This is a genomic window from Acidobacterium sp. FHG110202_01, from assembly GCF_059115305.1.
In genome coordinates this window covers 608,126-622,036 of record NZ_JBZYWJ010000002.1, presented here as the reverse complement: position 1 = coordinate 622,036, position 13,911 = coordinate 608,126, and the positions used below count along the sequence as shown (strand labels likewise).

The 13,911-nt window shown below is 52.9% G+C and carries 9 protein-coding genes; 5 read left to right on the top strand and 4 right to left on the bottom strand.

Annotated elements, in window-relative coordinates; translation table 11 throughout:
- Nucleotides 1-76: 76 nt before the first annotated feature.
- Entirely contained in the window at nt 77-694 is a 618-nt protein-coding gene (locus AC5S16_RS05830) for a TetR/AcrR family transcriptional regulator (protein ID WP_493929088.1), read from the top strand.
- Between the two features lie 91 nt (nt 695-785).
- On the opposite strand, the gene AC5S16_RS05825 is transcribed toward AC5S16_RS05830, so the two are convergent.
- Nucleotides 786-953: a response regulator transcription factor gene (locus AC5S16_RS05825; protein ID WP_493929195.1), complete on the bottom strand. Its 168-nt coding sequence runs from the start codon at nt 951-953 to the stop codon at nt 786-788.
- Nucleotides 954-1,090: 137 nt separating this feature from the next.
- Between AC5S16_RS05825 and AC5S16_RS05820 the strand changes: the two genes are divergently transcribed.
- The 3 genes from AC5S16_RS05820 (at nt 1,091) to AC5S16_RS05810 (ending at nt 4,308) form a co-directional block, all read left to right on the top strand.
- A complete protein-coding gene (locus AC5S16_RS05820) occupies nt 1,091-1,261 on the top strand; it encodes a hypothetical protein (protein WP_493929087.1) in 171 nt (56 codons plus the stop codon).
- Nucleotides 1,262-1,385: 124 nt separating this feature from the next.
- Complete coding sequence (locus AC5S16_RS05815; RefSeq protein WP_493929086.1) at nt 1,386-1,919, top strand: glycoside hydrolase family 16 protein; 534 nt, start codon at nt 1,386-1,388, stop codon at nt 1,917-1,919.
- Nucleotides 1,920-2,367: 448 nt separating this feature from the next.
- On the top strand, nt 2,368-4,308 hold the full coding sequence (locus tag AC5S16_RS05810) for a hypothetical protein (RefSeq protein WP_493929085.1): 1,941 nt from the start codon (nt 2,368-2,370) through the stop codon (nt 4,306-4,308).
- A 371-nt stretch (nt 4,309-4,679) separates the two neighbouring features.
- On the opposite strand, the gene AC5S16_RS05805 is transcribed toward AC5S16_RS05810, so the two are convergent.
- The 3 genes from AC5S16_RS05805 to AC5S16_RS05795 form a co-directional block, all read right to left on the bottom strand.
- Complete coding sequence (locus tag AC5S16_RS05805) at nt 4,680-6,968, bottom strand: GH92 family glycosyl hydrolase (RefSeq protein WP_493929084.1); 2,289 nt, start codon at nt 6,966-6,968, stop codon at nt 4,680-4,682.
- 114 nt (nt 6,969-7,082) lie between these two features.
- On the bottom strand, nt 7,083-10,559 hold the full coding sequence (locus tag AC5S16_RS05800) for a carboxypeptidase-like regulatory domain-containing protein (protein WP_493929083.1): 3,477 nt from the start codon (nt 10,557-10,559) through the stop codon (nt 7,083-7,085).
- 229 nt (nt 10,560-10,788) lie between these two features.
- Nucleotides 10,789-11,955, bottom strand: a complete 1,167-nt coding sequence (locus AC5S16_RS05795; RefSeq protein ID WP_493929082.1) for a phosphatidylinositol-specific phospholipase C1-like protein — start codon at nt 11,953-11,955, stop codon at nt 10,789-10,791.
- 567 nt (nt 11,956-12,522) lie between these two features.
- Here AC5S16_RS05795 and AC5S16_RS05790 point away from each other — a divergent pair.
- Nucleotides 12,523-13,686, top strand: a complete 1,164-nt coding sequence (locus AC5S16_RS05790; RefSeq protein WP_493929081.1) for a hypothetical protein — start codon at nt 12,523-12,525, stop codon at nt 13,684-13,686.
- Nucleotides 13,687-13,911 lie beyond the last annotated feature (225 nt).

Below are 13,911 nucleotides of genomic sequence, written 5' to 3'. Positions count from 1 at the left end.
GCCTTCCTGGAGTGGAAATATAAATTCGAGGATATCCTCGAATTATTAATCTTATAATATGAGGGTGGCCTCGATTTTGTCAAAATCCGTCCGCGTTGCTCCGCAGCAGGAGCGCTCCGAGCGCCGCCTTGCCGGATTTTTAGAGGCTGCCGCCGAGCTTTTTGCTGAGGCTGGCTATGAAGCCGCGACCATGACTGCGATCGCAGAGCGGAGTGGTTCTTCGATCGGTGCGCTGTACAACTATTTTCCGGACAAGCAGTCGATCGCCTTCACGCTGGCAATGCAGTATTCGCAGGAGCTGGAAGGGCATTGGAAGCCATTGATGGAGCAGGCAGCGACACTGGAGCTCGGGGAGTTTGCCGGTCTTTTCATTGAGTGCATTACTGAGTTCGTACAAAAACATCCGGCTTATCTCAGGCTGCTGGAGGCCCCGGTCCGCTTCCGACGCGATCCTGCAGCCCGGAGAGCTTCACGCCTCACGATCGCAAATGCCTTCATGGCGAAGAATCCAGCACTCTCGAAAGAACAGGCTTTCCTGATTGCCAACGTTTCTCTGCAGATTGTCAGAGGGATGATGACGTTCTATGCCGAGGCAGAACCCAAGACGAAAGCTTCAGTTGTTCTTGAGTTCAAGAAGGTGATGACGTTATATCTAGAAAGCGCATTGTCCAAGGACTCAGCACTGAAAAGATAGCCTGGAAATTTATTACTTAGCCCCTGCAAACTGGCCTTCGAATTCGTCGGTCGCATCAGAAAACGAATCCTGCATTTGCAGTTGTTGACCGTTATTCCATCTCCGAAAGAATACCCTTTCGAATAGCAGTCGCTACCGCTTCCGTACGGTCAGATACTACGAGCTTCTCCATGATGCTGTTTACATGATGGCGAACCGTGTTATCGCTGATATTCAACTCTTTCGCTATTTCTTTATTCGTGGAACCCTGCGCGACCAGTTCCAGTATTTGCAGTTCTCTTCCGGTACGCCCTGCATCTGACGAACGTAACGGATTTCACTGTTGATGAATTTACCGGAAGGCAGGCGCGAACCGATGGGCCTGCTGCAATTCTCCTCGATCATACCCAGGAAGGAGTGATTCGCAACTCCACCGCATCCAGGGGGTGTGGGGTATTCATCGGAGTGCGTGGAGAAGATACGCGCACAGTGCGTCTACTTGGGAATGATATGTCGCTTGCGGCAAAACAGATTACCTTCTCCGATGGCGCAATGCCGGCCGATGTTGCAATCCAGGTGCAGGATTAAGTCTTAACGTTGAGCTTTTCTACATGCATTCGAAGGGCCTCCATGGCGGAACAGGCAATGAATCAGATCAAGTATTTCAATACACTGAGGTATATCCGCGCCACAGTGTACGTGCTTTTTTCTCTTGCATTCCTGTTTTCTGCCATCGCGCATACACAGACTGAGCGAGGGATGTTTTCAACAGACCTATGGATACTTTGAAATCAGGGCAAGAGTTCCGGAAGGAAAAGGCTTATGGCCGGCATTCTGGCTCCTGCCTTCAGCGGATCACTGGCCTCCGGAAATTGATGTTTTCGAAATGTTCGGAGCCCCGAACAGCCGGGCCGAAGGAGGACCAGGCTGGGTTCACACCGGCACAGTTGGCGGTGGCATTTCCGAGTTCAATGCGTGGCACAAGCTAACTATCGATCAGTATGCGGCCTTCCATGTATACGGGCTATTATGGGGTCCCCAGAACATGACTATTTATGTTGATGGCAAAGCCATTGCCACGCAGCCGACTCCTTCCAGGTTTCACGAGCCGATGTACCTTGTCGCCAATCTGGCTGTGGGTGGACGCTGGCCGGAGTCTCCGAACGATACAACGAAGTTTCCTGCAGTGATGCAGATCGACTATATCCGTGCCTGGCAGTACCATCTGTGGGCAATAAACAAGTAGCCTTGCGCTGGGTTCAATTCAGATACAAAGCGATGCGGATGATGAGCACGGAACAACGTCGCAATTTGTCCTCTCTCGCGGCAGTGTGGAGCACTTATCTCGTGTTAGAGCGAAAAAGGTGTTTGAGAATATGTTGCCTCAAGTCGTTTCACATGCAGAGACAGAATCTATCCACTCATGGGACTTTCGCGACGTGAAATAAAAGACTGCAGGGATGTCTGAGTCGACTTGATAGCTGCAGGCTTATCATAAAGATGTAATAGAAATGTCGTCTAACTGGCTCACCATCTGATCGGTATTCAATCTTCCACATGGTGAAACACAAAACTGCCTGCAACGAAATGGAAATCACTTCTTGACGCTCTCTCTCCCACCCAGCTAGAACGCTCTTCGCTGACAACTGTCGGCCCGCACCACGCGGAACTCCATAAAGGAGCGGTTGATTCTCATGCTCTTCCGAATCCAGAGAACAAACATTCTCGCGGTGCTTCTTGGCGCTGCTCTGATCATGACCCTTATCCAGCCCAGCTACGCCCAATACACGACTGATTGGATAGCCAACACGTATGGTCTTGATTCATCGCATGTCGGAAACGCAGCCAGATCGATGTGGGTTGCTCCTGAAGGTGTCATCTATACCTCCAGCCTATGGGATGAAGATGCTGGTGGCGTCGGCATCTATCAGAGCGGCACAACAATCGGGTCGATAGGCGTCCACAATGAATTTCAGGGCAGCGCCATCACTGGTAATGCCACTGATCTTTTTGTAGCTCTTGCTTTCAATAGCTCACTCGGCGGCAGCGGACTTGTTGGCCGTTATAACCGTTCTTCGAAGACTCGCGATCTGGTCATTGCTGTCAGTGCCGATACAACGGAACAGAAGGCCGATGTGATTACCGGAATTGCTACTTCCGGCAATCTGCTTTACATCAGCGATTATCCCGGAAATCGCGTTCGCGTTTACACCACCGACGGAGCCTGGCAACAGGACATAAACGTTTCTGCTCCAGGAGCGCTCGCCGTTGACGGCTCGGGAGATATCTGGGTGGCGCAAAAGGGAAGTGGTTCCATTCAGGAGTACAACCCGAGTGGCGCAGCTGTCACAACGATCAGTCTTGATCCAAACGCCCGTCCCGCCTCACTTTACTATGACGCTGTCAAAGAACAACTGCTTGTTGGCGACGAAGGTCCTGACATGAATATCAAGATCTTCGACATCAACGGCACACCTGCGATGGCCGGCACGTTTGGCATACTCGGCGGTTACCTTGACACCACTACGGGGCCCAAAGGCTACGTAGGCGACAAGCGATTTACGCGTGTACACGGTATCGGCAAGGACTCCTCCGGATATCTCTATGTCCTCAATAATCCGTGGGGAGGCACCTGGGATCTCGGACGCGATGGCGGCACCGACATCCACGCCTATGACCCAACAGGAGCTCTTAAATGGAAACTTCAGGGGTTGAACTTCGAAGCAGTAGCCGCTCCGGATCCGGCAACGGATGGGGTCTATTTCTACAGCGGCAACAATATCTACACCGGTACGGCCGGAGGCTCATTCCGCGCCAACACCATTGATCCATTTACGTATCCTTCCGATCCGCGCATCGACATTGCTGATCCTCAACGGGGCGAAGATTTTGGCCAGATCGCCTACGTCAATGGCCACCGCATCCTGGTCGCCAACGGGCAGAACCCAGACATCTTTTACCTCTATTACTTCGCCGACGCGAGCGGCTATATAGCAAACCCTGTGGGTTCTATACCTGGTTCTCTCTTTGGAACCACGGCACGCATCCGAAATGGTTTCTGCATCGACAGTAAGGGCGGCATCTGGGCAGGGTTGGATAAAACCAATGCGATATGGCATTACCCGCTGACCGGCTTTGATTCGACGGGCAAGCCAATTTGGGGGGCGGGTACCTCGACTCCAACACCTTCGACGATCGGCACACTCACGCGCATCATTTATCTCGCTGACAGCGATACCATGATTCTTGCCTCAGGCATTACCGGGAGTACTGACTGGACGGCTATCGGCACACGCATTGAGGTTTACCATGGCTGGCTCGCCGGGAATACTTCTTCACCGAATCCAGTTATTACTCTGACGAGCGCCAATCCCAAGACGATTGCAGCGGCCGGCAATTATCTCTTTGTTGGCTATGTCCATACTGTTCCAAATATTGATGCCTTCAACCTGGCTACCGGAGCCAATACGATTACTTTCACGAACAGCAATCCTGACACCGTTTCGGTTGGAAACGATGTTGATTCCATGTATGGGATTCGCGCTTATCTTCGCACGACCGGTGAATACGTTATCACGAAGGACGACTATAACAGTACGAATGTGGTGGTTTATCGCTGGACTCCTTCCTCGTGACGACTGGCCTGCCGTTCCGTGCAACCATTGATTGGTTGAGAAACCGTCGAGTACAGAGAAAAAACCTTGTCTAGCATTTCAGGTCAGTACATGGCTTGGCCGTGTACTGACTCCGATACTGAAATGACTAAGAAGACAAGATGGACAGGTGTGAATCCATTATTTGCGCAGGAAAAATGGTGCAAGAGGAGCTATCCTGGCAAAGGCTGGGTGTGTGACTGCCTCATACTATTTCGGCAACTTCACATAGACCTGCAATAAAGCTGCGTATGGGGCGAAGTGCAGAGTGTGGCATCTTTTCGTATAGCACAATTGCCGAAAGCTGTTTGATTTACACGCAGCTCCAGAAATTGTCGCTGCAGATAACGCCATTACTTGGCTCTGTAACATGTATTCGTTTCTTGATCGCTCATCGAGGGAGGCGGAGTAACAGTACCCCACTTAGAAGGGGCCGATCCCATTGTAAGCACCAACGTCGCGCCATTCTTAATCTGTCCGTGCCGGAACCAGGCATTTGGCAGGTCCATACCATTTAGCGTGGCCGATTGCACGTATCGATTCAAGCCATTGCTGTCGAGATTCTTCGCAATGATGCGCAGCTTCTTTCCATTGCCCAAGGATAGTGACGCATCCGGAATGCCTGGTGTGCTGATGAGATAAACATCCTGCCCTGCCACCGGAAACAATCCCAATGTGGAGAAGATTAACCAGCTGGACATTGCTCCCGAATCATCATTGCCGGGAATACCTGCTCGGTTATCCATAAAACTCTTTTCAAGAGTCATGTGAACGACATCTGCTGTTCGATCCGGTTTGCGTGCGTAGTTATAGAGCACAGGCAGCAGAAATCCGGGTTCATTCGTAACATCAAAGTGCCTGCGCAGAAAAGTCCAGTCCAGGCGATGTATAAATGCTTCATCACCGCCAGCCATCTCAATCAAACGGCGCATATCCTGAGGCGCATAAATCGAATATGTCCAGATATCGCCCTCGTAGAAGAAATCTGGCCATGTACCGCGCACCACAAGATAGGGAGCAGCCCAGCTTCCGTCAGGATTACGCGGACGAAGAAAGCCCTTCATGCCTTCCACCGTCATATCCTTATCCCACAGGTTTTGGAAGTTGTGCGCTCTGCCACCATAAAGCGCAGCTTCTTTTGTCTTGCCTAGTCCGCAAGCAACTTCGGAAATCGCAAAGTCGTCATACGCATACTCCACAGTACGCGATCCGGAACGTTCATCCGCCAATGTTACATAGCCCTTCGAGTTGTAATCTTGCAGGCCGCCGCGGCCTTCCTTCTGAGCGTCCGCAGGAGGAACCTCCGCATCATGAACCATGGCAGCGAATGCCGTCTCATAATCAATGCCCTTCAACCCTTTCACAAAAGCATCCGCCACAACCACGTTGGCATTGGAGCCACCTTGCGTACGTCCATTGTCGTTGCCACTGCGAGCATCCGGCATATACCCCGTATGACGATAGATGTCCACGAGCGAACGAATAATATCTCGCTCTCGATCCGGCGAAATCAACGTCAATAGAGGATTGGAAGTGCGGAAGGTATCCCAGATGCAGTAGTAGTCGTCGTAATACGGCTCGCTTGACTTCCAGTCTGGATTCTCACCCGTACGATCCGTCGGCATCAGCATGATGTGATACATCGCCGTATAAAGCTGCCGCCGTTGCGAGAGGCTTTCTCCTGCCAGTTGCAGCTTCGCCAGTTCCTGATTCCACATCTCTTTCGCCGCGTTGTGAACCGAGTCAAAGTTCCATTCCGGAATCTCTTCTTGCACATTTCGCTTCGCCTGGTCTGCGCTGATGAAGGAGATACCCACCTTTACGCGCACCACCTGGTCAGTCTTCACATGCAGATCAAATGAAGCACCAATCTGCGTGTTCGCTCCTACAACTACATCCTTTGTTGCCGCCAGCTCTGTTCCGGTCCACGTACGCACACTCTCAGCAGGAGTATCAAGCACCATGTCGTAGTAAACTTTGTACTCACCGCCGCGATTCCATCCTCCGGTCACGCGCGTAACACCTTGAACCTCGCGACTAGAGAGCACATGAGCTTCGGCGCCCAAAAATTTCTGCGCCTGCCAATCGGTGCCAAGTCCCAGCGCGTGCGCCAGGTTGATCGTGATATGCGCCTCCTGCGCGGCAAGGAACGTATAGCGATGAAACCCCACGCGCCGGCTGCTGGTCAGCTCAGCCTTAACCTGATAGCGGTCGAGCTTCGCAGCATAATAGCCAACGCGATTCTCTTCCTCAGAACGCGCGCTCTTAATGTCATTCAGATCCAGCGGCCCTGTAACAGGCATTACCATCACGTTGCCGTACTTACCCTGCGCGCCGCTCAAATGCAGATGCGAAAAGCCAAGAATCTCGCCGCTGCTTGTATAACCGAACCCCGAGCGGCGTCCATCAAAGCTTTGCATATCCGGTCCAACCTTCACCATTCCATATGGAATCGCCGAGCCGACAAAAGTATTCCCGCCCCAATCCACACCGATGAAAGGATCCACATTCTGTGTATAATCCCTGGCTTTTGCCGCATCCGCCTTCTGTGCACATGCACTCTGGCCGGGCACAACTGCTGCTAAAAAAGCCGCACCAAGGCTGCAATGAATCAGGCAGTGAAAGAGATTTTGTGCGCGCATCGAGTTCCTGTTCTTTCCAATCAATCTGTTATCTGTATGTCGGCAATCATCGTGTGAATTCATCATTGGGACTTGCATGCGCAAGTCCCAGTAATGCGTCGCAATAGAAACACTTTAGAACGAGTAGCGCAGACTGAGCTGCAAGGAGCGCTGTCCGGTCTTACTGGTTACCCGGCCAAAGGTGGAATCTGTATAGGTTGCATCCGGGCTCGCCAAATCCGGATGATTGGGGAAGTTGAAAGCATCCACTCGGAACGTCAGAAACTGGCTCTCAAACGTCGGGAACTGTTTCATCAAGCTCGCGTTGAAGCTCGGCTGGGGCGGCCCCGTCAGGAAATTACGTACACGCTGCGAGGTAAATGTACCCGGCGTCGGAGTCGTAAATATCTTTGTGCCGTCAGAGTTGGTTGTGTTGAACCAGAAGTTACTGTCATTGCCAGTCGAAAACTTATGGTTCCCCTGCAGATGTGCTCCCGGCGTGACCTGCAGCAACTGCTGCTGAAAGCCCGCACCGACGCCGGCGATGTCCTGACTGGTACCGACACTGAACGGCGTGCCACTTTGGAATTGGTATGCCTGGGAGAGCTGCCATCCACCAAGCGCCTCGTTCACCAGCCTGCTGCTGCTGTGGAAAGGGATGTGATAGATCGCGTTAATAACCAACACATGGCGCAGGTCATAGTCGGCAGGACCGCACAAGCCTTTCGGATCGTCTGCGTTTGGCAGAAGATTTTTCTGGAACGAACCGCAATCGTCCGAGTGAGCATATGTATAAGCAACGCCGAACCCCAGGGTATGGCTGAAGCGATGGTTCACATCAATCTGCAAGCCTTGATACATGGCGGTGTCTCCTTGATACACGCTCGTAATGGCCGCATATCCAAGATAAGGACGATGAGCATTCACACCGTTGGTGCCGTACTTCTGTGCAGTGCCCGGAGGCGCCTGGTTGATGTCCGATTCAAACTGCTGGTGTAGCGCATGACGGCCCACATAGGAGACATCGACGACGGTATCGAATCCTAGATCGCGTTCTACAGACGCATTCCATATATAGGCCTCAGGCTGAGGCGACTGCCGATCAATCGAGCCCGAAAGCGTCGGATAAGAGCCTTGAGCTGCTGAAGCGCTTGGGTTATCCACACTACCAGCCGAGATAGAGACTACCTGCTGCAGCGGAGCAAAGCCGCCAAGAAAGACGTTGTCCGAGGTTCCTTGCCGGCTTGTGTAGCGCCCGAAGCCGGTACGAAGCACCGTCTTGTTGTTCAACTGATATGCAATGCCCACGCGTGGCTGGAAGAGCCACTTCTGCACATGAATATAGCCACGTGGAAGATCATGGAAGAGGTAGTTATATTCGCCAGTCGCCGCAATGGCAACATGAGCAGCCGCATCCGAAGTAAAACCTTTACCAAACAGCACCGTGCCATTCAGCGGATCGCCCGTGCCTGCAATCGGATTGCCGGTCGTGGGACTCACCTGCACCGCATTCACCGAATTGTAGAAGGCCGGATCAAAGGTACCCGCATTGTTCCAGAGGCTATAGAAAGGATGAATGCTGGTATAGCGCACGCCATATTCCAGGTGTAGCTTCGGCGTCGCCTTCCACGAATCCTGCACGAAGAACTCGAACATATTCGCGCGACTCGGTGTCTCGTTACGCGGACCAATCTCAGAATACGTATTGAAAAGACCGAGCGCCGCGTCGGCAAGGTCATATCCCGTGCCCTGCGAATTCAGGCTCGAAAAGTCAAACTTGCCGTTCTGGTTGTTGGTTTGTCCTGGCGTGGAGTTTGCATACGCAATCTGGTCGTCATCGTTCTCTCCAGCGCGTTCATACAAGCCGCCTGCACGAATAGTGTGATTGCCAATGACGCGTGTCACCGTATCCGCAAAATCAAATATCTGCCCCTGCGAGTGCGATGGATACGTGCTTCCATCCATGGTCGTAATACCAGTCGTATCAAATGCGATTGTAGGAATCTTATCTTGCAGATCTTTGCCGGTGGGGAAGAGATATGGATAGTTGATGCCATATTTCGTGCGATTGTAAAGGCCTGTCGAAGTATCAATACTCAGCCGCGCCACTTCGTGGCTGGCTGTCAGCAGCACTTCGTTTGTCATGCTTGGACTAAAGGTATGCACCCAGTCCAGCGAGCCTGTCTCATTAGGACGGTTATAGAGACGCGGGACCACATCGTAGCTCGAGGTCGCGAAAGGATTAAGCTCTGTGTACCAGAAGTGCATCAAACGGAAGCGAATGTAGTCCTTATCCGTGGGCACGATGTCGAGATTGCCGCTATCAATCCGCTGCTGTCTCGGATAATTTCCCGTCTCGAGCAGGTTTGCCGTTCCAACCTGGAAACCCGGCGTGGGGTCTGGGAAGACCGTTAACAAACCCACGCCGTTCTGGCTTAAGCGGCTCGGCGGAATCACATTCGGCATACCGTTGTAGGAGAAGCAGCCAGGGCCGCCTGTCGATACGCTGCAAGGCATACTCGATTGCGGGTCCTTGATGTAATGGTTCGTTGTTGGGTCGCCGGTAATTAAAGAGCTGAAGTCGCCCGTACGGAATGCGGCATTCGGCACCACGCTCGTCGTCGTTGAAAGTGAGGGATTGCGGACCCAGGCCTCCGAGTAGAGGAAGAAGACTTTGCCCCTGGGAAGAACATGAGGAACATAGAGCGGACCGTCAAAGACAAAGCCAAACTGGTTATAGGTAAATGGAGCCACCGAGTCGGTCTTCAGCGCCTGGGGATAGTTCGGGTTGGCGTTGTTCGCATTATGGTTGCGGACCCATGTGTTCGCATTCAGCACGGGGTTCTGGAAATACTCGTATAAGCTGCCGTGAAACTGCTCGGTACCGCCCTTGGTAATGATACGGACCTGTCCGCCAATCGACCGCCCATACTCGGCCGGATAGTTTGTCGCCAGTACCTGAACCTCTTGTACTGCATCCAGATCAGGCGTACCCACCGAATCACCACTGGCGCGGACACGCACCGCAACTGCGCCGTCATAAGAGAGCAGGTTATCGCGCTCACGGCCGCCGTTGATATTGATTCCACCCAGGCCAGTGCTGAAGTTCGACGACGACACGGTATTGGAGGTGCTTGTAATGCCCGCCTTGGTCAGCGCGAGATAGACAGGGCTGCGTCCGTTCAGCGGCAGCTCCTGTGCCTGATTGTTCGTAATCACACGGCCCAGTGTTGCACTATCTGCCTGCAACGTGGTTTCGTTGGCTCTCACTTCTACCTGTTCGGAATTCCTACCCACCGGCAGACTGATGTTCACGGTAGCAGGCAGAGAAGGATCAAGGTTGTTATTGGTGCGCTGCACCGTGGAAAAGCCAGACGCGGTCACCGTTATGGTGTACTTGCCTGGCGCAAGGCCAGCTATGGTGTAGAACCCTGAAGCATTGCTGATCGTCGTATGCGCAACGCCGGTCTCCTCACTGGTGACCGTTACCGTGGCATTGGAAATCTCCGCGCCGGAAGGATCAGTAATCGTACCGGCAAGCGAGGCGTTATCCGACTGCGCCAGCAAAGCTGCCGGCTGCATCAGCACCAGAGCCGCTATCAGACACGTCATTACCGCAAGGCCACGGCCACAGACAGCAAGGCCATGGGACAGGGAAGAGATATATGAAGCCGAAGCCTCTCGACATCTCGGACTAGACACTCGGAATTCACTGTGCACAGATGCCTCCTCAATAAGGAAATGAAGACAATAGGGGGAAGAAATTTGAGACAAAAACGCCCCGGAACCATCTCTGATGGAGCGTGTGAGGTTAACGAAACGAAGATTAGGCTTGCCTAGGTTACTTGCTCTGTGGCTTCTCGATCAGCCCGTCTAGACATCCAGGAGGCGCGGTTACAGGGTTGCATCTTGCTACCAATCCATGCGGAAGACCTACAAAGAAACCCGTCCACTTTGCCGGCTCCGAGGCCGGATAGTCCGTGCTTAGTATCTGCGCACCGCTGGAAAGCGCTACCTCTGCACGACGGTGATCGTTCGCGCGCGCCTCTTCGGTGCCGTCATCGGTACGCGTACGAATCAGGTATCCCTGCTGCGCCAGCGCGTCGATCTCTGCCTTGGTTCCGTTGTTCATCTCGGTAAATGCAGCATCCGGAGCGCCCGGTGTGGCGTTGGTAAAAAGCACCCGTCCACGCAATGAAGGATGTCCCTCGGTATACATTGCCTCAATCGGCCGCTGGTCCAGCAGAAAGACGACCTTGCCGCGAGCCTCAGCCAGGGTTGGCCAGCCGCCAGTCTTTGTATCCTTTTTCTCACTGGCCTGGATAGCTTCGAACAACGTGTTATAGCTGCCACGCACCTGATCTGGAGTAATCAGTTCCTCCGGTGGAAAGACGGAGCGAATCTCGGCGTCCAATGCATCAAAGGTTTCCGAAGTAAATGGCTCCGGACCATGGTCACTCTTTGTCGCTCCCAGACGTCCCTGCTTGGTTTCAATCAGCAGAAAGAGTGGCAGGTGCTGCGGGTGTTCCCGCGACCAGTCGCGCACAATCTCCAGGCAGCGGACAAAAGTGTGGCACGAACTCCGCTGATCCACATCCATTACATGCATCACCTTGAATCCTGGCTTATCCATTTCATGCTGCGGATCAAAATCCGGATCGGCCGGTAACCCGGCCTCCTTGACCTTGTCAACAATTGCCGGGTGCGCATATCGCCCGCCCTTGGAATCGGCATAGACGTCAATCTCAAGCTGCCTTACTCCACCACTCAGCTGATCCGGCAGCTGTGCATGGGCATAGTCGAGCGCCCGCATCGCCTTCGGGTTCTGCTGCTCGATCACCTTCCGCTCGCTCGGTGCAATTCCAGTGTGGTAGCTGTTATGGCTGCCGATGATCTGAATTTGGTTAATTCGCAATGTCTGATCTTGTTGCCCAGCCGTGACCTGTTGGGCCACCCCGTGCAGTGGCAGCATCCCAATCAGCGGCAGAATCCTTAGAAGCGCTCTCATTAGTTTTTCCTACTGGAAATAGGTCGGCCAAATCCAGCGAGACGTCGAGACACAAATCCCCCTACGCCCGCAGCCTAACCGAACTACATTTTTGTTTCGATGGCTCGATCATCTCCGGTAAACAGAGAGAATTGTTAGGGGTTTCCACCGTGGAATCTTGTTAAACCCATTTGGCATGAATTCTATATTTAGTTTATTTCCTGCGCTTTACAGATTTACCGTCGACATGATTTTCATATCTCTGTCACATCGCTCATAAGGGGAGTGATTGAATTTATCTTCCTCGTAACACTTTTTCCACGGTGATAATTTTTACTAAATGAATCAGTAATAGGCTGAATTGCAATGAGCTACACCTCCAATATCCTCGAGGCTGTCTCCTCTGACGGGAGGGATAGTTCTTTGCAGCTCTTAAATGAAGATCCCCGATGGCAGCTAGCCAAACGAATCGCAAGCAGTAAACGTTTTGCGAAATCCAAGTTCCTTTCCAGCTTCCTCCTATATATATGTGAAAAATATTTGCTCTGTCAGACCAATGAAATTACTGAGCAGCAAATAGGCGAACATGTGTTTCGCCGCCCTTCAGGCTACAACCCTGGTGATGACAACATCGTCCGTAATTACGCCCGCCACCTTCGCCGTCGCCTTGCTGAATATTTTGAATCCGAAGGCAACTTCGAGTTGCTCCACATCCGCATTCCCGTTGGCGGTTACATTCCCGTTTTCGAGTCCGCCTCCTCTGGTGCTACCCACCAAGAGACGCCCTCCCTCTCCATCGCGGCCTCGCCTGCCGAAGACCCCGTAGAAATTCCGCAACAGGCATTCACTCCGCATGCTCCCGTCTCGCAATGGAAGTATAAAATCCGTTTTACAGCACTTCGTGTTGTCTATAGCGCCGCTCTCATTGTTCTCACATGGATCGTCATTGCTTCGCCGGTAACCAGCAGGCTCGCCACCTGGTTCCATCTACCGTTCCCCACGGTTCCGACGAAGCCATTGTGGACAGCGCTTTTCGACGGCCCTGCAAACTGCTACATCGTCCCTGCCGATACTGGCTTCAACATTCTCGAAGATATCTCGCACCACCCGCTGTCGCTGGCGGACTATGTAAAGGGAAGCTATCTCGATGTACCTCTGTCGCAGATGGATGGCCATAGCGCCGAGGATCTGCGCGCGCAGTTCACCAGCTTTACCGACCTGCAGATTATTGTCGCGCTAGCAGGGCTGCCCAGCTTCAATCCCGAGCACGTGATTCTCCGCTTCCCGCGCCAGTTGCAGATCGACGACCTCAAGGACTCCAACGCTATCATCCTCGGCTCCACGGGGAGCAACCCCTGGACGTCTATTGTTCAAAACAACGCCAACTTCCGTATCGTCAATGGCGAAGCAATGCAGGCCGCAACGATCGTCAACACCAGGCCATTGCCCGGCGAGGCCGCGTCATATGAGAGTCACTGGAACCAACCTGCGCATGAAACTTATGCCATCATCGCCTATCTGCCCAATCTGGCCGGCAGTGGCCACATTCTTCTTTTGCAGGGTCTCGACGTAGCCGGAACGCAAGCAGCCGCCGAAACACTCATCCATCCCGCTGCCATAACACCCATCCTCCAGCAAGCCACGCGCCTCAATGGCTCTCTGCATTCTTTTGAAATTCTCATCCGCTCCAGCAGTATCGCCTCTCATTCCGCCGGCTCAGAGGTCATCGCCAGCCGCATCTACCAGGATTGAAACCTTCAGATCATGCTGGATATGCCCATGATCGACACGATTCGTGTGCCCGTGAGGATGAGATCGATCCCCGCCAGAAAATCTATCCCACCGCGTGCTGGCGCTGAAGAATAAGTCCGCTTACAAAGTGCTCCAGATCAGAGGAAATCGTAATTTAGCCCAAGTAGGATAGGCCCAAACTGCCTTTATGATGGCGAAGTCCGCGATCGCGCCCTTGAAGGGCTC

Bases quoted from the DNA above. Each gene is read 5' to 3' on its own strand.
- AC5S16_RS05810 (WP_493929085.1), top strand. From the start codon at position 2,368: ATGCTCTTCCGAATCCAGAGAACAAACATTCTCGCGGTGCTTCTTGGC.
- AC5S16_RS05805 (WP_493929084.1), bottom strand. From the start codon at position 6,968: ATGCGCGCACAAAATCTCTTTCACTGCCTGATTCATTGCAGCCTTGGT.
- AC5S16_RS05800 (WP_493929083.1), bottom strand. From the start codon at position 10,559: ATGACGTGTCTGATAGCGGCTCTGGTGCTGATGCAGCCGGCAGCTTTG.
- AC5S16_RS05795 (WP_493929082.1), bottom strand. From the start codon at position 11,955: ATGAGAGCGCTTCTAAGGATTCTGCCGCTGATTGGGATGCTGCCACTG.